Origin of the sequence: Phaeobacter sp. CECT 5382 (genome assembly GCF_001457775.1) — a bacterium.
Taxonomy (GTDB): domain Bacteria; phylum Pseudomonadota; class Alphaproteobacteria; order Rhodobacterales; family Rhodobacteraceae; genus Pseudophaeobacter.
The window spans coordinates 328,998-349,773 of sequence record NZ_CYSG01000003.1 but is presented as its reverse complement, the minus strand read 5'-3'; the positions used below and the strand labels follow the sequence as shown (position 1 = coordinate 349,773).

Annotated in this window: 21 protein-coding genes, 1 tRNA gene and 1 pseudogene; 7 read left to right on the top strand and 16 right to left on the bottom strand. The window is 57.2% G+C overall.

The genetic code is table 11. The features are described from left to right. The 6 genes and pseudogenes from PH5382_RS05385 to PH5382_RS05360 form a co-directional block, all read left to right on the top strand. Positions 1-194, top strand: a pseudogene (locus tag PH5382_RS05385) (UTP--glucose-1-phosphate uridylyltransferase); the annotation flags it as partial. A 78-nt stretch (positions 195-272) separates the two neighbouring features. Further along, a complete protein-coding gene (galE, locus tag PH5382_RS05380; protein WP_058333316.1) occupies positions 273-1,256 on the top strand; it encodes a UDP-glucose 4-epimerase GalE in 984 nt (327 codons plus the stop codon). Between the two features lie 100 nt (positions 1,257-1,356). Next, positions 1,357-2,316: a glycosyltransferase family 2 protein gene (locus tag PH5382_RS05375; protein WP_231751801.1), complete on the top strand. Its 960-nt coding sequence runs from the start codon at positions 1,357-1,359 to the stop codon at positions 2,314-2,316. 245 nt (positions 2,317-2,561) lie between these two features. Next, positions 2,562-3,548 (top strand): glycosyltransferase family 2 protein, encoded by a 987-nt coding sequence (locus PH5382_RS05370; RefSeq protein ID WP_058333315.1) that lies wholly within the window; start codon positions 2,562-2,564, stop codon positions 3,546-3,548. Next, the gene (locus PH5382_RS05365) at positions 3,545-5,251 is read left to right on the top strand and encodes a DUF5927 domain-containing protein (protein ID WP_058333314.1); all 1,707 of its coding nucleotides are present in this window, start codon (positions 3,545-3,547) and stop codon (positions 5,249-5,251) included. Before PH5382_RS05370 ends, PH5382_RS05365 begins: the two co-directional genes overlap by 4 nt. A gap of 3 nt (positions 5,252-5,254) precedes the next feature. Then, a complete protein-coding gene (locus PH5382_RS05360; RefSeq protein WP_058333313.1) occupies positions 5,255-6,685 on the top strand; it encodes a sulfotransferase family 2 domain-containing protein in 1,431 nt (476 codons plus the stop codon). Positions 6,686-7,084: 399 nt separating this feature from the next. On the opposite strand, the gene PH5382_RS05355 is transcribed toward PH5382_RS05360, so the two are convergent. From PH5382_RS05355 to PH5382_RS05325, 7 genes are all read right to left on the bottom strand, one after another. Beyond that, complete coding sequence (locus tag PH5382_RS05355) at positions 7,085-7,549, bottom strand: PTS sugar transporter subunit IIA (RefSeq protein ID WP_058333312.1); 465 nt, start codon at positions 7,547-7,549, stop codon at positions 7,085-7,087. Positions 7,550-7,588: 39 nt separating this feature from the next. After that, positions 7,589-8,164, bottom strand: coding sequence for a ribosome hibernation-promoting factor, HPF/YfiA family (gene raiA, locus PH5382_RS05350; protein WP_058333311.1), 576 nt, complete (start codon positions 8,162-8,164; stop codon positions 7,589-7,591). A 349-nt stretch (positions 8,165-8,513) separates the two neighbouring features. Further along, complete coding sequence (gene lptB / locus PH5382_RS05345) at positions 8,514-9,275, bottom strand: LPS export ABC transporter ATP-binding protein (protein ID WP_058333310.1); 762 nt, start codon at positions 9,273-9,275, stop codon at positions 8,514-8,516. Continuing rightward, positions 9,275-9,805 carry an LptA/OstA family protein gene (locus tag PH5382_RS05340; protein ID WP_058333309.1) on the bottom strand — a complete coding sequence of 177 codons (531 nt, stop codon included), beginning with the start codon at positions 9,803-9,805 and terminating at the stop codon, positions 9,275-9,277. Before PH5382_RS05340 ends, lptB begins: the two co-directional genes overlap by 1 nt. A 3-nt stretch (positions 9,806-9,808) precedes the next feature. After that, positions 9,809-10,405, bottom strand: a complete 597-nt coding sequence (lptC, locus tag PH5382_RS05335) for an LPS export ABC transporter periplasmic protein LptC (protein WP_058333308.1) — start codon at positions 10,403-10,405, stop codon at positions 9,809-9,811. A gap of 14 nt (positions 10,406-10,419) precedes the next feature. Then, positions 10,420-11,388 carry a KpsF/GutQ family sugar-phosphate isomerase gene (locus PH5382_RS05330; protein ID WP_058333307.1) on the bottom strand — a complete coding sequence of 323 codons (969 nt, stop codon included), beginning with the start codon at positions 11,386-11,388 and terminating at the stop codon, positions 10,420-10,422. Continuing rightward, a complete protein-coding gene (locus PH5382_RS05325; protein WP_058333306.1) occupies positions 11,385-11,999 on the bottom strand; it encodes a ribonuclease D in 615 nt (204 codons plus the stop codon). The genes PH5382_RS05330 and PH5382_RS05325 overlap by 4 nt, the downstream gene beginning before the upstream one ends. Before the next feature lie 327 nt (positions 12,000-12,326). On the opposite strand from PH5382_RS05325, the gene PH5382_RS05320 reads away from it, so the two are divergent. Continuing rightward, entirely contained in the window at positions 12,327-13,565 is a 1,239-nt protein-coding gene (locus PH5382_RS05320; RefSeq protein ID WP_058333305.1) for a glycosyltransferase family 2 protein, read from the top strand. Here the strand turns inward: PH5382_RS05320 and PH5382_RS05315 are convergent, their stop codons facing one another. The 9 genes from PH5382_RS05315 to PH5382_RS05275 all read right to left on the bottom strand — a co-directional run bounded on the left by PH5382_RS05315 (position 13,566) and on the right by PH5382_RS05275 (position 20,739). Next, positions 13,566-14,336 (bottom strand): cephalosporin hydroxylase family protein, encoded by a 771-nt coding sequence (locus PH5382_RS05315; protein ID WP_058333304.1) that lies wholly within the window; start codon positions 14,334-14,336, stop codon positions 13,566-13,568. It abuts the gene before it with no gap. Next, on the bottom strand, positions 14,329-15,396 hold the full coding sequence (locus PH5382_RS05310; RefSeq protein WP_058333303.1) for a class I SAM-dependent methyltransferase: 1,068 nt from the start codon (positions 15,394-15,396) through the stop codon (positions 14,329-14,331). Before PH5382_RS05310 ends, PH5382_RS05315 begins: the two co-directional genes overlap by 8 nt. Next, entirely contained in the window at positions 15,393-16,241 is an 849-nt protein-coding gene (locus PH5382_RS05305) for an NAD-dependent epimerase/dehydratase family protein (RefSeq protein WP_058333302.1), read from the bottom strand. The genes PH5382_RS05310 and PH5382_RS05305 overlap by 4 nt, the downstream gene beginning before the upstream one ends. Beyond that, positions 16,238-17,473, bottom strand: a complete 1,236-nt coding sequence (locus PH5382_RS05300; RefSeq protein ID WP_058333301.1) for a class I SAM-dependent methyltransferase — start codon at positions 17,471-17,473, stop codon at positions 16,238-16,240. Before PH5382_RS05300 ends, PH5382_RS05305 begins: the two co-directional genes overlap by 4 nt. Next, entirely contained in the window at positions 17,470-18,012 is a 543-nt protein-coding gene (locus tag PH5382_RS05295) for a dTDP-4-dehydrorhamnose 3,5-epimerase family protein (RefSeq protein WP_058333300.1), read from the bottom strand. Before PH5382_RS05295 ends, PH5382_RS05300 begins: the two co-directional genes overlap by 4 nt. Then, entirely contained in the window at positions 18,009-19,088 is a 1,080-nt protein-coding gene (rfbG, locus tag PH5382_RS05290; protein ID WP_058333299.1) for a CDP-glucose 4,6-dehydratase, read from the bottom strand. The genes PH5382_RS05295 and rfbG overlap by 4 nt, the downstream gene beginning before the upstream one ends. After that, complete coding sequence (rfbF, locus tag PH5382_RS05285; RefSeq protein ID WP_058333298.1) at positions 19,085-19,852, bottom strand: glucose-1-phosphate cytidylyltransferase; 768 nt, start codon at positions 19,850-19,852, stop codon at positions 19,085-19,087. Before rfbF ends, rfbG begins: the two co-directional genes overlap by 4 nt. A 213-nt stretch (positions 19,853-20,065) precedes the next feature. Next, positions 20,066-20,152: transfer RNA gene (locus tag PH5382_RS05280), tRNA-Leu, on the bottom strand. A 155-nt stretch (positions 20,153-20,307) separates the two neighbouring features. Beyond that, on the bottom strand, positions 20,308-20,739 hold the full coding sequence (locus PH5382_RS05275; RefSeq protein WP_058333297.1) for a globin domain-containing protein: 432 nt from the start codon (positions 20,737-20,739) through the stop codon (positions 20,308-20,310). Between the last annotated feature and the right edge of the window lie 37 nt (positions 20,740-20,776).

The window sequence follows — 20,776 nt, the reverse complement described above, 5'->3', positions numbered from 1 at the left end:
ATGCCATTGCCGAGGATATCGCCGCCGAGGTGCCGACCCATGGGTTCCGCTTTCGCGGTGAGCGCTTCGACTGCGGCTCCAAAGCGGGCTTTTTGCAGGCCACCGTTTCATTTGCCCTGTCACGACCAGAGCTGCGTGATGATCTGATGAAATTTATCTCGCAGACGGTGCAGGTCGATAAGGCAGCCCAGTAATAGGGCTGCAATTTGATTATTTGGGAAATGGAACCCTGATCGCTGCCGGGACATGCGATTGCAAAGAGGATCTTTGAGGTGACGACAGTATTGGTGACCGGGGGCGCCGGCTACATTGGCTCGCATGCCTGTAAGGCATTGAAAGCAGCAGGCTATACGCCTGTGACATTCGACAATCTGGTGACCGGATGGCAGGATGCGGTGAAGTTTGGCCCCTTCGAGAAGGGAGACCTGCAGGATCGCGCCCGTCTTGACGAGGTTTTTGCAAAACACAAACCGGTTGCGGTGATGCATTTTGCTGCACTCAGCCAGGTCGGCGAAGCGATGAGCGAGCCAGGGCGCTATTGGGCTAATAATACCGGCGGGTCTCTGAATTTGATCGAAGCTGCCGTCGCTGCGGGCTGTCTGGATTTCGTCTTTTCCTCGACCTGCGCCACCTATGGTGAACATGACAATGTGGTGCTTGATGAGAACACGCCGCAGTTGCCGCTGAACGCCTATGGGGCCTCCAAGCGGGCAGTTGAGGATATTCTCAAGGATTTTGGTGCGGCACATGGGCTGCGATCGGTGATTTTTCGCTATTTTAACGTGGCAGGTGCCGACCCCGAGGCCGAGGTGGGAGAGTTCCATCGGCCCGAAACCCATCTGGTGCCGCTGGTCCTGGATGCCATTGATGGCAAGCGCGACGCGCTGACGATCTTTGGTACTGATTATGACACGCCCGATGGCACCTGCATTCGCGATTATGTGCATGTCTGCGACCTGGTGGATGCTCATGTGCTGGGGTTGAAATGGCTCGAGGCCGACAAAGGCTCTGAGGTCTTTAATCTGGGTACCGGCTCCGGGTTTTCGGTGCGCGAAGTCATGGATAAGGCTGAAGCTGTCACAGGTCGTGCCGTGCCCTGCAATGAGGGCCCGCGCCGGGCCGGGGATTGTACCAAGCTGGTCTCGGGCTCGACCCGCGCGATCACCGATCTTGGCTGGCAACCTGGGCGCTCCAGCCTGGAGGCGATGATTGCCGATGCCTGGAAATGGCACCAGACGGGCCATTACGAGGCCTGATGTGAGCAAGGGTGCCAGCGCAGCTGCTCTAACATCGCAGGGCTGGGCACCACAAAGCTGGTCTGCGCGCTATCGGTTGCGCCTGAAACGACGACGCCTGATGTGGCGGTGCCTGCGGGCCCGTCATCAGTTGACCCCGTGTGCTGACCGAACCTCGGATATCCGGGCGCAGGATATCTTGTTGGTCGCAGTCTTGCGCAATGAAATCACCCGGCTGCCGCATTTTTTACAGTACTATCGCGACCTGGGCGTGTCTCACTTTTTGATCGTGGATAATGGCAGCACCGATGGCAGCACCGCCTTTCTTGCGACGCAACCAGATGTTTCGCTTTGGGAGACCAAGGCCAGTTACCGCGATAGCCGGTTTGGTGTCGACTGGGCTGGCTGGCTGCTGATGCGCTATGGTCATGGCCATTGGTGTCTGACTGTGGATGCCGATGAAATCCTGACCTATCCCCATGTGGACCAGCGCAGCCTTCATGAGCTCACGACCTGGCTGGATCAGCAAGGGCAACGAGCCTTTGGTGCGATGATGCTGGATATGTATCCGAAGGGCGCGATTGGTGCGGTGCCCTATGTGGCTGGAACGGATCCTTTCGTGCAGCTCAATTGGTTTGATGCGCAGGGCTATACCTGGGAGCGCCAAGCTCGCTATCGCAATATCTCTATCCGGGGTGGGGCGCGAAAACGGGTGTTTTTTGCACAGGAGCCGGAGCACGCGCCGCATCTGCACAAAGTGCCGCTGGTGCGATGGGATCGCAGGTTTGCCTATGTCAGCTCCACGCATGTTGCCTTGCCACAGAGTTTGAACCGGGTGTTTGACGCGCGATCACGCTTGCCCTCGGGGGTTTTGCTTCACAGCAAGTTTTTGGGTGGTGTGATCGCCAAATCTGCCGAAGAAAAGCAGCGGCGGCAGCATTTTACCCATGCAGATCGCTATGATGCCTACTATGATAGCCTGATCGCGGATCCGGATCTATGGTGCGCAGACTCGGTTCGGTATCGCGACTGGCAGCAGCTCGAGGCTTTGGGGCTGATGACCCGCGGCGACTGGGTGTGAGACCTGCCTGATGGGGCGGGACGTGTAGGCCGGAAGGTAAGTTGGTGCCGCATGATTCGGTGGGAAACAATCTGTTTACCTCCCCTGTTGCAGTCCGTATTGTTCCTGATAGGGAAACAATATCCTGCATATCGCGTCTCATCGAAACACCGTATTAAGCGCTACAAGACTATAATAAGCGGGTATCAGAGGCCAGAATTGGGTATCGTAAGGGCAGGCTCGTGAAAATTTGGCAGTCATATCGCATGCGGCTACGGCGAAAGCGTCGGCTGATCCGGGCTGTGCGAAAATCCAGCGAACTACGCAGTCTTCAGGACAATACGGACCGCATCCGCCCCAGTGATATTCTGCTGGTGTCAACGATGCGCAACGAGCAAATCCGCCTGCCGTATTTTCTCGACTATTATCGCAAGCTGGGTGTCGATCACTTTCTGTTTGTCGACAACGGATCGCAAGATGGCACGGCGCAGTATCTGAAAGGGATGCGCGACGTCTCTCTGTGGCAGACCAATGCCAGCTATGCGAAGTCGCATTTTGGCGTTGACTGGATGAACTATCTCAAGCGCAAGTATGCGCATGGACATTGGGTTCTGGTGGTGGATCCGGATGAGTTCTTCATCTACCCGTTCTGTGATACCCGCCCCATTCGCGCCCTGACGGACTGGCTGGAAAACTCTTCCATCCGAAGTTTCTCGGCGATGCTGATTGATGTCTATCCCAAGGGTCGGATTGATGAGACGCCCTATCAGGCCGGACAGAACCCGCTGGAGATCGCCAACTGGTTTGACAGCGGCAACTACACCATCAGCCGCAACCCGATGTATGGGAATCTGTGGATCCAGGGTGGTCCGCGCGCACGGGTCTTTTTTGCCGACCAGCCAAAACAGGCCCCGGCGCTGAACAAGATACCGTTGGTGAAATGGGATCGTCGCTATGCCTATGTCAGCTCAACCCATTCGCTGCTGCCACGGGGTTTGAACCAGGTCTATGAAACCAATGGCGGCGAAAAGGCATGCGGCGCGCTGTTGCATACCAAATTCCTGGACACCCTTGGTACCAAAGCCGCCGAGGAGCTGGCGCGTGGGCAGCACTACGCCCAGTCGCGCGAATACATTGCCTATGCCGAAGCGTTGAAAGACCAGCCGGAGCTCTGGTGCAAATGGAGTGAAAAATACATCAACTGGCGGCAGTTGGAAATTCTCGGGCTGATGTCAAAAGGCAATTGGGCATGAGCACGGTTGGCATCCTCATGCTGGTGCATAATGCGCTGGAACGCGCCGAGGACGTCGCGCGCCACTGGACCGCCAGTGGCTGCCCAGTGGTCGTACATGTGGACAGAAACGTTGATGGCGCGACTTTCCGCAAATTCCGCCAGTCACTGGCATCGGATCCGCTGATCCGCTTTTGCAAGCGGCATCGCTGCGAATGGGGCACCTGGGGCATTGTGGCCGCCTCGCAATCGGCCTCGGCGCTGATGCTGCGCGAATTTTCTGAAGTGCGCCATGTCTATCTGTCCTCGGGGTCCTGTTTGCCGCTCAGACCGGTGCAGGAGCTCGTGGACTATCTTGCCGAGCGCCCGCGTACCGACTTTATCGAGAGTGCGACAACCGCAGATGTGCCCTGGACTGTTGGTGGCCTGGATTTTGAACGCTTCACGCTACGCTTTCCATTCTCTTGGAAAAAGCACCGCCGTTTGTTTGATCGCTACGTTGATCTGCAACGCTGGCTTGGGGTCAAGCGACAGATCCCGGCCGGGCTGGTGCCGCATATGGGCAGCCAATGGTGGTGCCTGACACGACAGACGCTTTCAGCCATTCTGGAAGATCCGGAACGGCCAACTTATGACCGCTATTTTCGGAAGGTCTGGATCCCGGACGAAAGCTACTATCAAACTCTGGCGCGGCAGTATTCCACCAATATCGAAAGCCGGTCTCTGACGCTGTCAAAATTCGATTTCCAGGGCAAGCCCCATATCTTTTATGATGACCACCTGCAGCTGTTGCGCCGGTCGGATTGTTTCGTTGCCCGCAAGATCTGGTCACGGGCAGATCGTCTGTATCAGGCCTTTTTGACTGACTCTGATGGGGCCATGAAGAAGACCGAACCAAACCCAGGCAAGATAGACAGAATCTTTGCCAAGGCGGTGGAGCGGCGTACGCGTGGCAGGCCAGGGCTTTATATGCAGGGCCGCTTCCCTTGGCATTGGGCTTCGAATTCGGTAGCCTCGAACCCATATTCGGTGTTTCAGGGGTTCTCCGAACTGTTTGAAGATTTTGAATTCTGGCTTGCGCGGGTCTCCGGCGCACGGGTGCATGGGCATCTCTTTGCACCGGAGCGGGCAGAGCTGGCTGATGGCAGCCATATGATCAATGGGGGACTGACCGACAGTGCCAGAATGCGGGACTACAATTGCGATAGCTTTTTGACCAATCTGATCTGGAACACCCGCGGTGAGCGGCAGTGTTTTCAGTACGGCCCCCGTGATAGTCAGGATATTCGCTACACGCTGGCGCGCGATCCTAACGCGCAGATCTCGGTCATCAGCGGTGCCTGGGCGGTTCCCCTGTTCCGATCCAATCAAAACTTCACCGAGCTACGCCGTGAAGCCGCCAGATTGCAGCAGGTCGAGGCAAGCCAGTTGAACGCCCTGCGCGCGCAGGAGACCAAGGCGCGGGTGCGGATCTGGACCATGGCGGAATTCATCGAGGCCCCGATGGAACCGCTGCAGACCATTCTGGATGAATTGGGCCCACTCACGCCCCGCCACTTGAGCGAGGCTCCGACGATGGTCAATCTCACGGGGTTCGGACAGTTCTTGCAGAACCTCAAAAACCAGGGGATGCACCCCTATCTGATGGGCGACTTTCCTGTCGAGCATCAGGGGCCGGTATCTATGTCAAAGCCTCCTCGAAAACCCTATTTGGTGCGAAAATAACCCATGACCGCTGCCTTTGATTATTTCATCGTTTTTGCCGAGATGCGGACCGGGTCCAACTTTCTGGAAACCAATCTGAATGCTTTTGACGGGGTAGGCTGCCATGGTGAAGCCTTCAATCCGCATTTCATTGGCTACCCGAATTCTGACAACATTCTGGGGGTGACGCAGGATATGCGCGAGGCGGATCCCGCCCGTCTGATCAAGCAGATCAAAGCAGACCCTGGTGTGTTGGGTGGGTTTCGCTATTTTCACGATCACGATCCGCGGGTGTTGGATCTGGCGCTGGAAGATCCGCGCTGCGCCAAGATCATCCTCACCAGAAATCCGCTGGACAGCTATGTCTCCTGGAAAATAGCCCGGGCCACAGGTCAATGGAAATTGACCGATGTAAAGCGCCGTAAGGAAGCAAAAGCGCGGTTCGATGCCGCTGAGTTTTCCGAACACGTAGAGGCGCTGCAGGATTTTCAGATCACACTGCTCAACCGGCTGCAGAAATCCGGCCAGACTGGTTTCTATCTGGCCTATGAAGACCTGCAAAGTGTTGAAGTGATGAATGGTCTTGCGCGTTGGCTTGGCGTTGACGCACAGCTTGACGGGCTGGATGAGGGGCTGAAACGGCAAAACCCGGCACCGGTCATGTCTAAGGTCGAAAACCCAGACGTAGTGGCAGAGGCGCTGGCCGGAATGGACCGGTTCAATCTCGGCCGGACACCGAATTTTGAGCCCCGTCGCGGGCCTGCAGTACCGGGGTATGTTGCCGGTGTGGTGACGCCGCTGCTTTACCTGCCGATCAAGGGTGGTCCAGAGACCGAAGTGGTGACCTGGATGGCTGGCCTCGACAAGGTGGCGCCTGAGGGGCTTATCACGGCGATGAACCAGAAGCAGCTGCGCCAGTGGAAGCGGGGCAATCCGGGGTTCCGCAGTTTCACTGTGTTGCGACACCCGGCGGCGCGTGTTCATTCGGTTTTCTGTCACCGGATCCTGCAGAAGGGCGCAGGCAGCTTTGGGAGCATCCGTGAAACCCTGCGACGCCAGTTCAAACTGCCGATCCCCAAAGGAGAACCGGATACGAGCTACAGCAAGGCGGACCACCGCGAGGCCTTTGGGCAGTTTCTAACCTTTCTGCAGGCCAACCTTGCCGGTCAGACCTCGGTACGCATCAGCGCGGATTGGGCGAGTCAGGCGCAGGCACTCGCAGGCTTTGCCGAGTTGGGCGCGCCGGACCTCGTGCTGCGCGAGGATGAGCTGCAGCAGGATTTGCCTACTTTGGCGCAGCGTCTTGGACGAAACACGCCGGGCGAGGTATCCGTGTCGCAGCCAGATACGCCCTATCGGTTGGATGAGATTTGGGATGCAGATTTGGAAAAGCAGGTGCGGACCCTCTATCAGCGGGACTATGTCACCTTTGGCTTTGCTCCCTGGCGATCCTGATCGGCTTTCCTATCGGGGGGCTCAAGAGGGGTAAAGCGAGCGCTCCTGCGCCGTTTGTTTAACTAAACCCCACAACGGCTTGGGCATGGCATCGCGCATTGCGGTGTCGCAAGGCTGCTGTGGTGTGGGTGTAACGGTCACTGAGGGCACGTGCCGCAAACGGGATTGAAAATTGCCTGGAATGGCTGCGATTTTCACTACTGACGAGGGCAGGGCCAGAAGAGTGCTGGTCACGGTGCCGCAGTAGGACGCGCCAAAGGCAAAGCCCTGCCATGCTCAACGGGAGTTTATCTTTGACTAAAAGGCCTAACGACGAGCGAGAGAGCCCCGTGATCGGCGAGCCGATTGCAGTTTCTTGGCGCCATATTTGCCTACTCGGCTCTGTCTATGCGGCCCCGTCTACGCAGCTTGAACTGGCTGCGTCTCGGTCAGGATTGTAAACAATGTTGCGGGATCATGGTTTGCCCGCAATTTTGTGCAAAAGCTCTGCTCCCGCAGGGTGCGCGATACCAGCGCCAAAGCCTTCAGATGCTCGACACCGGCATCTTCTGGGGCGAAAAGGGAAAACGCGATATCAACAGGTTGGCGGTCAACCGAGTCAAAATCCAGCGGCTTTTCCAGCACCAGAAAAACACCACAAACCTCAGTCAGGTTGGGCAGTCTGGCATGGGGCAGGGCCACCCCATGGCCAACCCCGGTCGGGCCGAGGCTCTCTCTGTCCAAAAGAGCCTCGACAGTGTGTTGCGCAGCAAGCCCGTAGGATGTTTGCGCTACCTCGGCAATCTCCTGAAACAAGCGCTTTTTGCTGGACACGGCTCCGATAGCCCGAACCGCTTCCGGCTTAAGGATGCTGGAAATCTGCATAGTCACCTGCTCCGTTCAGGTGCCGTGGCGCACCTCTTTTTAGGCCGATACTGTCGGGTCGATCCAACCAATGTTGCCATCTTCCCGCCGGTATACCACGTTCAACCCGTTTTTGCTTTCATTGCGGAATACCAGCACCGGGGCACCTGCCAGTTCCATCTGCATCACGGCTTCACCAACAGAGAGGGATTGAATCCGTGTCTCCATTTCGGCCACGATGATGGGCTGCAGGGTTTCGGGCTCGGCTCCGGTATCCGCGTCATCAGAGGCGAGGATATACGAGCTGGCGCCGAGAATTTCAACCGGTTCGCTGCGTTCGCGGTGGTGATCCTTCAATCGGCGCTTGTAGCGGCGCAACTGCTTTTCCATCTTTTCGCAGCAGCCTTCAAAAGCGGAATAGATTTCAGTGGCATGCGCCTTGGCCTGAGCGGTCAGCCCGGTCGACAGATGCACGGTTGTTTCGCAAACATATTCATGCGCCGACCGGGAAAAGACGACATTCGCGTCGGTCGGGCGTTCGGCATATTTCGCGACGACAGTCCCCAGCTCGGTCTGAACATGGGTTTGCAAAGCTTCGCCAATGTCGATTTGTTTACCGCTGATTTTATAACGCATGTTATCTCCTTCACAAAATTCCACCCAGAACACCGCCCGGGCCGAGCCCGGAGGGTTGTCGTCAGTCCTGGGTTAGGGGATTAGGCAGAACAGTCGGCTGCAGCGCTTTGGGCCTTGTCGCCAAGACGGTTTTTGGGTCTGCATCATACTGCACTTTTGCCATGCTTCAATTCGATGCCAAAGGCGGCAGAGAGTCAATGGCGATCCGTCAAATTGATACAAGGAAGTCCGGGAAATTGACCTGAAATTACCGGTAATCTGTCGGCAATCCGCCGATCAAAAAGATATGCCTGTCATACCTGTTTAGTCGCGCTCTGATTGTGACTGGGCGTGCTGGCGAATTGGTGATTCAGGAGATGCGAAAATTGTCGCCCAGATAGACGCGGCGCACATTTTCGTTTTCAACCACCTCTGCAGGACTGCCGGACATCAGCACCTGACCGTCGTGCAAGATATAGGCGCGATCGACGATTTCGAGCGTCTCGCGGACATTGTGGTCTGTGATCAGAACTCCGATGCCACGCTTTTTCAGGTCGGCAACAAGATGGCGGATGTCGCCAACTGAAATCGGGTCAACACCGGCAAAGGGTTCATCCAAAAGCAGATATTTGGGGTCTGCTGCCAGGCAGCGGGCAATTTCAACGCGGCGACGTTCGCCCCCAGATAGCGCCAGTGCCGGGGCGCGGCGCAGATGTTCGATTGAGAAATCCGATAGCAGCTCTTCCAGACGCTCACGGCGACGATGTTCGTGTTTTACCGCGATATCAAGCACAGCCATAATATTGTCTTCGACCGAGAGGCCGCGAAAGATCGACATCTCCTGGGGCAGGTAGCCAATACCCAGACGGGCGCGACGATACATCGGCAGGGTGGTGACGTTTTGCCCGTCTATGGTGACGGTGCCGGCCTCGGGAAAAATCAATCCGGCAATCGCATAAAAACTGGTGGTTTTGCCGGAGCCATTGGGGCCCAGCAGCGCCACCACTTCACCGCGATCCAGAGAGATCGACACATCGCGGATCACGACTTTTTTGCGATAGCTCTTACGCAGCTTCTCAATGCGCAGGCCTGATGAGCCTTCGGTTAGTTTCAGATCGGGTTTCTGCGTCATCAGTTGCTGTCGCCGGAGTTTGCGCCCGAGGGCGAGCTGGGATTGAGGATGGTCTTGACCCGACCCGCCATGCTGGCTGTACCAGTGGTCAGATTGACCACCATCCGCTGCGACGTAAGAGTACCGGCTGCCTGGTTCAAGAGCACGTTGCCGCTCATTACGATGGTGCCCTGATCGATGCTGTATTCGGCGCGCTGCGCCTCGGCGGCATCGGGGCCACTGACCAGAATGACATTGCCAATGGCTTCGAGCAGCTCAATGCCGCGCTTGCCGTCAGCATCGGTTTTATAGACCACCAGAACCCTGTCGGCCGATAAGCGCATGACGCCTTGAATGATCAGCACATTGCCGGTGAATTCGGCGGATCCATCTGCCTGATTGACCGCAAGCGCGTCAGAGGTGACTTCGACCGGTTGCGAAGGATCTGCCTTGACCGAGCCAAAAGCAACGGCTGCATTTTGTGCACCAACAGGTGCTGTGAACCACAGGGTGGAAAGCAGGCAAATCAATAGAGAACGCAAATAGGTCACAATCTATCTTTCCAGTTTTTTGGGATCGTATACCAGCTTGACACCTTTGGTGAATAGAAGATGCACCGGTCCACCCTGAGTTTTTGAACTGATTTCCAGGCGACCTGCGGTTAAATCTCCGAAATCGCTGCGCGCACGCACATCTCCGGGGCTTTCGGCGCGCAATCCGCTGAGATGGGTCTTCAGGGCTTCGGTCTGGATTTGCATGCCGTCAGCGGTGGTGATTTCGACGTTGCCGATGAACCGGGCGAGATCCTGGTCGGGCTGGACTGTGCCGCGATCAGACCGCAGCGTGAGCCGACCACCAGCGGCCATGCGAATTTCGGCCGAAAGATCTGTCGCCAGCATTGGACTGTCGGCTCCGGCGCGGGCCTTGGTGGCCGTGACCCAGATCTCATCGCCCTGGGCGGTGGAGCCGGAAAAGAACGGACCTGTCACTTGTTGCCCGCGCATGCGCTCTTCGATTTCGCGATCAGCAAAGGGAATGACCGCTTCGGTATCGGCCCCGCGGGAGATCAGGAACAGGGTGGACAGCAACATCAGGGCTGCCAGTGGCAACAGCACCTTGAGGTAGCTCACCATGCGTGAATACTGATCCATCCCGCTGCCCCTGCCTATCCGAGGCCTGCGCGCAGGCAGTCGTGGATGTGCAGCAGCCCTTCGGCGCGATGGCCCTTGGCGGGATCGACGACAAACAGGCAAGTGATCTTGCGCTGATTCATGATCGCGACAGCCTCTTCCGCCAGCGCGTCTGGTGCGATGGTTGTCGGATCCTTGGTCATCACGGCGGCGGCGGTGTTTTGCAGCAGCCCCTCCATGTGGCGGCGCAGATCGCCGTCGGTAATGATACCCAGCAGGCTGCCGTCGCTATCGGTCACTCCAGAAACGCCAAAGCCTTTTTGGCTGATCTCGATCAGCGCGTCCGACATGGGGGTGTCTTTGCCAACCAACGGCAGTGCATCGCCACCATGCATCAGATCGCTGACGCGGCTGAGCTGGGCGCCAAGTTTGCCGCCGGGGTGAAAATCGCGGAAATTTTCAGGACGAAAATCGCGGTATTTCATGATCGCAATAGCCAGGGCATCGCCCATGGCCAAGGTCAGAGTGGTCGAGTTCGAGGGCACGATGCCAAAACCACAGGCCTCTCCCATGGCGGGAATTTGCAGCTGCACATCCGCCTGAGTCATAAGGGTGCTTTCCGGCTTGCTCGACAAACCAATCAGCGGAATGTCAAAGCGACGGGTAAAGGCCAGCAAGTTTGCCAGTTCCGGTGCCTCGCCAGAGTTGGAGATCGCCAGTACGACATCGCCTTTGGACAACATGCCAAGATCGCCATGGCTGGCCTCGGCCGGGTGTACAAAATAGGCAGGGGTGCCGGTGCTGGCCAGGGTGGCGGCGATCTTGTGGCCGATATGGCCGGATTTGCCGATGCCGCTGATGATGATCCGCCCGGTGGCAGCCATGATCAGCCGTGCAGCGTCGGCAAAGCGGGCGTCAAAACTTTCGGCCAGCGCCTCAAGCGCTTTTGCTTCATCCAGCGCGACCTGTCGCGCTGTGGCGAGGAATTGTTCAGTATCTGTCATGAGTGCGCAAAGATATCTGTTTCGGGCCAGCCTGCGAGATCCAGTTTGGCACGCATTGGCAGAAAGTCAAAACAGGCCTGGGCCATTTCGGTGCGACCCTCACGGTCCAGACGTTTGTTCAAGGCTTCGCGCAGGCGATGCAGATACAGAACGTCCGACGCCGCATAGTCGAGTTGTGCATCGGTGAGGATCTTGGCGCCCCAGTCGCTCATCTGTTGCTGTTTAGAGATATCAACACCGATGAGTTCCTGCGTCAGGTTCTTCAGCCCGTGACGATCCGTATAGGTGCGCACCAGGCGGCTGGCGATTTTGGTGCAATAAACCGGGGCTGTCAGCGCGCCAAAGGCGTTGTACATGGCGGCAATGTCAAAGCGGCCAAAGTGAAACAGTTTCAGTGTTTCAGGATCTTCGAGCATGGCACACAGGTTGGGTGCTTCGGTCTGGCCTTTGGCGACCTGAACGATATGGGCATTGCCGTCGCCGTCTGACAGTTGAATGACACAAAGCCGGTCGCGATGCGGGTTCAGACCCATGGTTTCGCAATCAATTGCCACCACGGGGCCCAGTTTCAGATCGTCAGGCAGGTCGCCCTGATAGAGATGGTTGGCCAAGTCTGAATTCCTTTGATTGTGGCGATCCCGCCTGGGTCTGTTCCTGCTCCAACCATCCAGGCTGGTGCCGTTGGTCCTGAGATAGGGCGAATGCTGGGTGAACTCAACCTCCCCTCGGGCTGTTGATATGGCTGTTGACTGCGCCAAGCAGCAGTTGGCGAGGGTATAGCGCATCCGTTAAAGAGCGAACAACTTTTGCATGCCCCGTTAGGGTAGAGACTGCGGAACGGGTCGGGTTTGTCCAGGTTTGTTCAGGCTTGGCCGATGCTTTACCGATGCGGGGGCTTGCTGTAGGCAGATGGCAGAATTTTTACGCGAGAAATCCACATGAAGATTAGCATTGTCATCCCCACGCGTGAGCGTCTGCAGTTTCTCAAATACTCAGTGCAGACGGCTTTGGAGATTGATGATCCTGATATTGAAATCGTCATCAGTGACAATGCCAGCACCGATGGCACCCAAGAATATATCGCCAGCCTGACGGATCCGCGGATCACCTATGTCAACACCGGCGGGCGCTTTTCGATGCGCGAGAATTTCAACACGGCCTTTCTAGCCTCCAGCGGCGACTATCTGATCTACTTTGGCGATGACGATGGCATTGTCCCGGGGCAGTTCAAATATCTGCGTCAATTGCTGGAAAAGCACCGCCCAGATGGCATCAGCTGGCCCCGCGTGACCTATGGTTGGCCGGTGGCACAGGGCAAGAACAAGACGGGTGGTTTTCGTATCACCCGTGATGATGTGTTCGGATCAACGCAACGCTACCAGCCCAGCGACAACAGAGAGAACCTGTTGCAGTGTCATCTGGCAAAGCTGACGCCGATGCCGGATCTGTATCACGGCTGCATGTCGCGGGCCTATCTGGAAAAAATCGCGCTGCGGCCCGACCTGATCTTTGATGGGTCCATTCCTGATTTCAATATCTCCTACCGTGCTTTGCTAAAGGGCGGGGATTTTCTGCATGTCGGGCATTTCTTCACGGTCAGTGGCTATAGCCCGGCCAGCACGGGTGGGGGATATGCCGCCAGCCAGAAGGGCAAGGGCAGTGCGGAAACAAAAGATTCCTTTAGCGCCGAAAACCGGACCGACCCCGAGGCAGATGTGATGGCCCACGCCGGATCCGTGCCCATGGCCTTTTACGCGACGCTGGAAACGATTCTCAAAAAACATGGGCTGGAGACCTGTCAGACCGATCATCAGGCCTGGAATCACTATGTTCTCAGCTCTGCGCGCAAGAACCCGGAACTAAGGGGCAAGCTGCAGGAAATTCTTGGTGAGTATGCAAGGCGCATGGGGCATGACGACGCCTTTGAGGCGGCCCTGAAGATGAAGGATCAACCAAAACGCAGCCCGTCAGAGCGGCTGAATCGGTTGTGGATGCAGCTTCACAGCTTTCGGGTGTCGGCGGAGCAGGATGGGGAGAATACCATTCTCAGCGTCGTGCGCATTGTTGATGCGCTGCTCAGGGATGATTTCGCCGGTGTTCTGGATGGGACGACCAAAAAAAGCGCTGCCTGGCAGAATACCAAGCAGCGCTCCAAATCGTTTGAACGGCAGCTGTGATCAGCTGAGACGTTTCAGGAACCCGTCATGGGCAACCGTGACCAGCAGTTTGCCGGCGATGCTCTTGTCGATCTCAAACTCGGGGTGGGTTTTCAGATAATCCCAGACGGCTGTTTTGGGATTATCGCCGGGGCCCCAGCTGCGATCAGGGTATTCGTCTGCGGGCATGTCTTCGATCAGAGTGTCAAAGACGACGCAGTAGCTGCCGACAGAGGTAAGCGGCGCATAGTGTTCCAGCTCCTGGCGGACGTGATCATGGGTGTGGTTGGAATCCAGGCAGACGAGCACGCGCTCATAGCCTTTGGCGAAGTCCTGCACCTGGGCGATGATATCGGCATCAATGCTGGAGCCCTGGATCATTTCGATCCGCGACGCCATCGGATGCGCTTCGATGGCCTCCTTGTTATGGGCGCGAATATCGATATCGACACCCAGAACTTTGCGCTTTGATTTGGACGGATCCATAGTTTGGCCGCTTTCAATAGCCTCGCACATGTCCAGCATGGCCAGCATCGACGCGCTGAGGATGAGCGAGCCACCATGGGCAATGCCAGTCTCGATGATCAGGTCCGGCTTGATCTCCCAGATCAGCTCCTGCATCGCGACCATATCCTGCGGGTACTGGATGATGGGGCGATCCATCCAGTGAAAGTTATAGGAATACTTGGGCCCGGTTGAGGCCTGCAGGAAGGTCAGTGCCGCGTCGTTGAGCGGTTTGTTTTCCATCATTTCGGAAACCCGCTGTTTGATTTCGGCTTTGAATTCAGTCATGTCCGACCCCCAAATATGTAAATGCGTTGTTCGACATCTGTCGTATTTCCTCTAGGTAGTTCGGATTCATCACCAGAATCCGAGCCGATGTTTGCAGCGTCGGCAGCACCCTGTTGGGCGCGCTGACGCAAAGGCCAGTTGCCGCAAGATAGCGCCCCTGCTTTTGTGGGTTGATATCAATCACCGCCTGCACAGGAGAGCCGGCGCGTTCCCGCAGCAGGGCGTAGATGACGCCTTTTGAGGCGCCGCCCCAGACGATGTCCCCGGCATTGCTGTTTTGCGCGTCCCGCGCCAGCGAAGCGGTGAAGTCATTTGGAAACGGTGCCGGATCTTGTGGGTCATATTCTGGTGTCTGCAGCGTGGACAGATCACCGATGATATAGAGGTATTGCCCGCCAAAGCAGCGACCGCTGGCAACCACATTGCCAAACATCTTTTGAAAGTCCGACAGGCGGAAATAGTTCACGTGTTCGTAGAAAATATCGAACCAGGCGTGATTTTCACAAATCCAGTCAAAGCAGGGAACTTCGATATAGACCAGGCCTTTGCCTTTGTTGGCATCGCGCAGCTGGCACAGAAAATCATAGGGCGACGGAATGTGTTCCAGCACGTGCCGCAGGATTAGCCCTTTACCAGAAAGGCCAAGATCGGGACCAAAATAGTGTCGCTCGATCTTTGGATTGTCGCCTTCATAGGTGGGGTCAAACCCGGTGATCTCAGCACCGCGATCAGCCAGCATCTCCAGAAAAGTGCCTTTGCCGCAGCCGACTTCGATCAGGTTATCCAGCCCCATGTTTTGGGTGATCAGATCGGCCACCCAGTCGAGGTGAGCCCGAAAGGGCGCGCTGTTGGCCTGTTCGTTCTGATAGGCGGCATCATAGTCGACCAGCGCTGGATCAAAGGCGGCATTGTGCACCAACCCGGTGGAGAGATCCTCGACCAACTGGATTTGTCCTTTGGGGCAATTGATGGCCGCCTCGGCGCTGTCATACATACGGTTTTGAAAAACCGGGAAGCCATCCTGCGCATAGAGAACACGCTGATTATTACTGTCAGTCATCTTGCACCTCTTTGCGCAGGCTGGTCACGCAACCCGACCACGATGGGCGGGTCTGTCAGATTGTCCGGGCGGGCGCCGAAATTCAGCAGGTCGCGGCGGTCGTATTGATCGGCGATCTGTTCGGCAAGCTCTCGGATGGTCACGCCCTGACCACTGCAAATGTTCGTGGCACCTACCCTGTCACCAAGTGCCTCCTGCACCAGCAGTTTTGCGGCGTCATCCACATCCATGTAGTCGCGCACAGCGGTGCCGCTGGTCAGATCCGCAGGCTGTCCGGCCTGCATCTGCGCGTGCAGATAGGGCACTAGTCGGCGTGCGTCTTCGCGTGCGCCATATAGGTAGAACAGCCGCGCCCACAGATATGATATGCCCTGCTGCCGGAACCAGCTCTGCAGCATGGTATTGGTCGCTGCCTTGGCCGCCGCATAGGGGGTGAGGGGGGCAATGGCGGTGTTGTCTACCGACAGATGCCCGTCGCTCAGATCGTATTCAAAGCATGTGCCGACGCCGACAAAGCGCCTGACCCCGGCCTGTGCAGCGCCTTTGGCCAGCGCCAGCGTGCCTGCCAGACAGTCGAGGTTCTTTTCCGAGGGCAGATATTTGCCGGGTTCGGCATACCAGGCCAGATGGATGACGGTATCCACGCCCTGACAAGCCTTGGCCCACCAATCCGCAGACTGCGCAAAGATATCGTCGCATTCCAGTGTTTCGACCGCGATCCCTTCGAGCTTGTCCAGGGTTCCCGGGCGCAGGGTGCAGATGACCTCGCAACCGGCGTCCAGCAGGGCGCGCGCAGTTGGCAGGCCGACAAATCCGGTGGCCCCGGTGAGCAGAACCCGCTTCATTCCGATGCTACCAGTTCTGTCACGACTAATTCCGGCACGGCGGTGACAAACCGGGTGCCAAGATCGGCCAGATCCTGACATTGCGATTTCACCTCAGCGGCGATGTTCCAGGGAAAGATCACCAGAAAATCGGGGCGGTCTTCGCGCAGTCGGGCAGGGGGGCTGATCGGAATATGGCTGCCGGGCATCAGCTTGCCGATCTTTGAGGGCGCGGCGTCACAGATGAAGGGCACCAAATCTGTACGCACCCCGGCATAGTTCATCAATGTGTTGCCCTTGGCGGCGGCGCCATAACCGGCCACTGTCTTGCCCTCGGCATGGGCCGTGAGCAAGAATTGCACAAAGTCGTTTTTGACCCGGTCGGCCTGCTGTTGAAAGGCGAGATAATAGCTGTCGTCATTCATGCCGCGCTCTGCCTCGTCAGCTCGAAGGGTCGCAACTGCCGGAGCCTCGGAATGGCTTGCGACCTTATGGCAGCCATAGATGCGCAGGCTGCCGCCATGGGTCGGCAGACGCTCGACGTCAAAGACACGCAGCCCGGCGGCGGCAAAAATATGTTCAACGGCGATCAGCGAGAGATACGAGAAGTGTTCGTGATAAACCGTGTCGAACTGGCTGAATTCAACCAGTTGCATCAAGTGTGGGAATTCCAACGTGATGACACCCTCGGGTTTCAGCGCATTGCGCAGCCCTTGGGTGAAATCATTGATATCGGGCACATGGGCATAGACGTTGTTGCCCGCAATCAGATCCGCCTTGGGCAGGGTTTCGGCAATCTCGGCGCCAAAGAACTCCTGTAGCACTGGCACGCCGATAGCTTCGGCTGCTTCGGCGGTGCTTTGAGTGGGCTCAACGCCAAGGCAGGGAATGCCCTTGGCGACAAAATTCTTCAGCAGGTAGCCATCGTTGGAGGCGACCTCGATCACATGGCTGTCAGCGGTGAGGCTGAGCCGTTCGGTGATCATATCGGCATAGCGCGCCGCATGGTCCAGCCAGCCCTTCGAGGTCGAGGAGAAATAGGCGTAGTCCTTGGTGAACAGCGCGTCGGCTTGCGCAAAATCTTCGGTCTGTACCAGGCGGCATTTGCCGCAGACCTGCAGGCGCAGCGGGAATGTCATCTCGGGACGGCTGAGATCCGCAGGCTCCAGATAGGCATTGGAGGGCGGCGCAAAGCCCAAGTCCAGAAATTGCATATTCAGCGGCGTGGCGCAGTGGCGGCAAAGCTGGCTCATAGGGGGGTGACCTCCGATTGCGGCGGCAAAGCCATGTCCCGCTCTGACATTTGGTGAATGGCCAGCGGCCAGGCAATAGCGAGGTCCGGATCCGTGGGGCTGATGCCGCCCTCATGTCCGGGCGCATAGGGGGTCGAATGCAGGTATTGCAGCTCGACCTCTTCTTCTAGCGTTTGAAACCCGTGGGCAAAGCCCTTGGGGATATAGATTGCATTGCGCGTCTCGGCACAAAGCTCCAGCGCCAGATGCTGGCCATAGGTTCTGGAACCCGTGCGCAGATCAACGATCACATCCAGGGCACGTCCACGCAGGCAGCGCACCAGTTTGATCTCGGCTGCCGGTTCGCGTTGGAAATGCAGCCCGCGCACAGTGCCAGCCCCCAGAGAGACCGACATGTTCATCTGCGGCCAGCTGGTATTGAGCCCGTGCTGGGCAAATTCCGCGGCGCAATAGGTGCGGGCAAACAGTCCGCGCGCGTCTCGGCGGGGTTCCAGCTGCACCTCATAGGCACCGGTCAAGGCAAGGGGGATGAATTTCATGGCGCCATGAACTCCCTTATTTGGGTGCGGGTGATTTCGGGTGCATCGCCGCCTGTCTGGACAGCGTGATACCAGGAGATGGTTTTTCCCACCGTCTGATCAAAACCCCAACGCGGCGTCACTCCCAGCACCTCGGCGGCGCGGCTGTTGTCGAGGCTCAGCAGGCCAGCTTCATGCGGGGCTGCTGCATCCGGGGTCTCATGCCAGGTGCCGGACCAGTGCCCCAAAGCGGCCTTGACGAGATCCTGCACCGGGCGCACATCGGCCATGTCGGGGCCCAGGTTAAAGCTGGATTGATAGCGCGCGTCATCGCTGGTCCACAGACGTTCCGCCAGGGTGATATAGCCCCAGAGCGGTTCCAGCACATGTTGCCAGGGGCGCACGGCACCGGGATTGCGCACCGAGATTTCTTGTCCGGCAATCAGCGCCCGCACGATGTCGGGGGTGATGCGGTTTTCGGCCCAGTCGCCACCGCCGATGACATTGCCCGCGCGGGCAGATGCCATGCGTACAGGGCCGTCCTGCATAAACGAGCGTCGCCAGCTGGAAATCGCGATCTCCATCGCGGCCTTGCTGGCGCTATAGGGGTCATAGCCGCCAAGGGAGGCGTCTTCTTTGTAGGCGCGGCCATCTTCCTGATTTTCATAGACCTTGTCGGTGGTGACCATGACAAGGGCGCAGGTTTTGGAGCAGGTTTTGGACAGGGCGCGGCAGGCCTGCATCACATGCAAAGACCCCATGACATTGGTCTGCCAAGTTTGCATCGGGTCTTCGTAGGAGGCCAGAACCAGCGGCTGCGCGGCCAGATGAAACACGATATCGGGCTGAACCTGTGTCACGCGCTGGGCGACAAGATCACTGTCGCGGATATCGCCCAGCATATGGTCGATTTCAGACTCATGACCCAGCTGATCAAACAGATTTGGCTGACCTTCCGGAGCCAGTGCCATGCCAAACACATCGGCTCCCATCTCGTCGAGCCAGAAGGAGAGCCAAGAGCCCTTGAACCCGGTATGGCCGGTGATCAGAACCCTTTTGCCTGCCCAGAAATCGTTTCCTGCTTGGAGATCGCTCATCCCCAGGTTTTCCAGGGGGCTTTGCCGCTGGCCCAAAGATCTTCGAGCGCGTTTTTGTCGCGCAGGGTGTCCATCGCCTGCCAGAAACCTTCGTGCTTCCAGACCGAGAGTTGATTGTCAGCGGCCAGACCTTCGAGAGGCGCTTTTTCAAAAACCGTAAGGTCATCTTCAAGACGGTCCAGCACTGAGGATTCGCAGACAAAGAAGCCGCCATTGATCCAGCGGCCATCGCCTTGGGGTTTTTCCTGAAAGGAGGTGACACGGTTTTCGTCGATCATCAGTGCGCCAAAGCGGCCGGCGGGCTGGATGGCGGTGACAGTAGCCTCACGCCCCTGGGCTTTGTGATAGTCGATGGCGGCGCGAATATTGACGTCGCTCACCCCGTCGCCATAGGTCAGGCAAAAAGGGCCGTCGAGGTGATCGGCAACCCGTTTTAGGCGGCCACCTGTCTGGGTCGTCTCGCCTGTATTCACCAGGGTGATTTTCCACTTTTCGGCGCGCTGGGAGTGCACTTCCATGCCGTTGTTTGCCAGATCGATGGTGACGTCGGACATATGCAGGAAGTAATTCGCAAAATACTCCTTGATCATATAGCCCTTGTAGCCACAGCAGATGACGAAATCGGTGATCCCGTGGGTGTCATACTGTTTCATGATGTGCCAAATGATCGGACGGCCACCGATTTCAATCATCGGTTTCGGCCTTAGATGGGATTCTTCGCTAATACGCGTCCCAAGCCCGCCCGCCAGAATTACAGCCTTCATTGCGGCTTCCCCCAAAATGCTTTTGCAACTGGGGTATATCAGGCGCACACGGAAAAACACAATTCGTTGAAGCAAGCTTTCGCCTGCTGTATATCCGGTCGGATGTGCAATGTGGAGAAGGAGGTGACTGGAGACCTGGGTGGCTCTGGGAAGGTGCTGTCTCCACCCCGCTGTGATCAGCTGTCGTGTTCAGTGATGAGTGGAAGAAAGACTTGGTGCCCAGGAGAGGACTCGAACCTCCACATCGTTGCCAATACTAGCACCTGAAGCTAGCGCGTCTACCAATTCCGCCACCTGGGCAGGTGTCGTGAAGGGGCGTATAAGCGGGCATGTCGGGGGCGTCAAATGGATTTTTGACATTTTTGCAAAAACACGTCTGTTGCCTGAAAGGATCTGGAATTTTTTGGCTGGGCAAAGCTGCTATGGAGCTGCCTGTAGAGATTTCAGGAGGGGGGCTAGGGTTGCGTTTCCTTATGTCGTTGGGATGAGAGGAAATTCATCTTCATTGCCACATATACCAGAAAATCCGACCAGGCCTGCTGCATTTCGTCGTTCCATTCCGGGCCGAGCGTATGTGCTAGGGCGCCAGTGAAGCTTTTTATGAACCCGTCGAAGTGTGCGTCCGAAACCTGCATTTTACGATGGGTTTCGCCCAACTTGTTCAAGATTGCGTTCAGCCGACCGGTATCTTCTACCGCCTCGGCGATGTGGGTCAGAGCCGCCAGCATCTTTTCCTCAAGCCGGGCGGTATCCTTGGGAAACAGGGCGCGCAGATCGGGATGGGTAGCAAAGAGCATCCGATAAAAAACGGGTATGAAAGCTTCAAGATCCATCCTGTCGCTTTCGAAGCTTTGCAGGATGAGGGATTTGCTGTGATTGGATGCCATAAAAATCAATCCTCGCCTTTTTAAGAGGCACTGTCTT

Bases quoted from the DNA above. Each gene is read 5' to 3' on its own strand.
- PH5382_RS05375 (WP_231751801.1), top strand. From the start codon at position 1,357: ATGTGGCGGTGCCTGCGGGCCCGTCATCAGTTGACCCCGTGTGCTGAC.
- PH5382_RS05370 (WP_058333315.1), top strand. From the start codon at position 2,562: ATGCGGCTACGGCGAAAGCGTCGGCTGATCCGGGCTGTGCGAAAATCC.
- PH5382_RS05365 (WP_058333314.1), top strand. From the start codon at position 3,545: ATGAGCACGGTTGGCATCCTCATGCTGGTGCATAATGCGCTGGAACGC.
- PH5382_RS05360 (WP_058333313.1), top strand. From the start codon at position 5,255: ATGACCGCTGCCTTTGATTATTTCATCGTTTTTGCCGAGATGCGGACC.
- PH5382_RS05355 (WP_058333312.1), bottom strand. From the start codon at position 7,549: ATGCAGATTTCCAGCATCCTTAAGCCGGAAGCGGTTCGGGCTATCGGA.
- raiA (WP_058333311.1), bottom strand. From the start codon at position 8,164: ATGCGTTATAAAATCAGCGGTAAACAAATCGACATTGGCGAAGCTTTG.
- lptB (WP_058333310.1), bottom strand. From the start codon at position 9,275: ATGACGCAGAAACCCGATCTGAAACTAACCGAAGGCTCATCAGGCCTG.
- lptC (WP_058333308.1), bottom strand. From the start codon at position 10,405: ATGGATCAGTATTCACGCATGGTGAGCTACCTCAAGGTGCTGTTGCCA.
- PH5382_RS05330 (WP_058333307.1), bottom strand. From the start codon at position 11,388: ATGACAGATACTGAACAATTCCTCGCCACAGCGCGACAGGTCGCGCTG.
- PH5382_RS05320 (WP_058333305.1), top strand. From the start codon at position 12,327: ATGAAGATTAGCATTGTCATCCCCACGCGTGAGCGTCTGCAGTTTCTC.
- PH5382_RS05315 (WP_058333304.1), bottom strand. From the start codon at position 14,336: ATGACTGAATTCAAAGCCGAAATCAAACAGCGGGTTTCCGAAATGATG.
- PH5382_RS05310 (WP_058333303.1), bottom strand. From the start codon at position 15,396: ATGACTGACAGTAATAATCAGCGTGTTCTCTATGCGCAGGATGGCTTC.
- PH5382_RS05305 (WP_058333302.1), bottom strand. From the start codon at position 16,241: ATGAAGCGGGTTCTGCTCACCGGGGCCACCGGATTTGTCGGCCTGCCA.
- PH5382_RS05300 (WP_058333301.1), bottom strand. From the start codon at position 17,473: ATGAGCCAGCTTTGCCGCCACTGCGCCACGCCGCTGAATATGCAATTT.
- PH5382_RS05295 (WP_058333300.1), bottom strand. From the start codon at position 18,012: ATGAAATTCATCCCCCTTGCCTTGACCGGTGCCTATGAGGTGCAGCTG.
- rfbG (WP_058333299.1), bottom strand. From the start codon at position 19,088: ATGAGCGATCTCCAAGCAGGAAACGATTTCTGGGCAGGCAAAAGGGTT.
- rfbF (WP_058333298.1), bottom strand. From the start codon at position 19,852: ATGAAGGCTGTAATTCTGGCGGGCGGGCTTGGGACGCGTATTAGCGAA.
- PH5382_RS05275 (WP_058333297.1), bottom strand. From the start codon at position 20,739: ATGGCATCCAATCACAGCAAATCCCTCATCCTGCAAAGCTTCGAAAGC.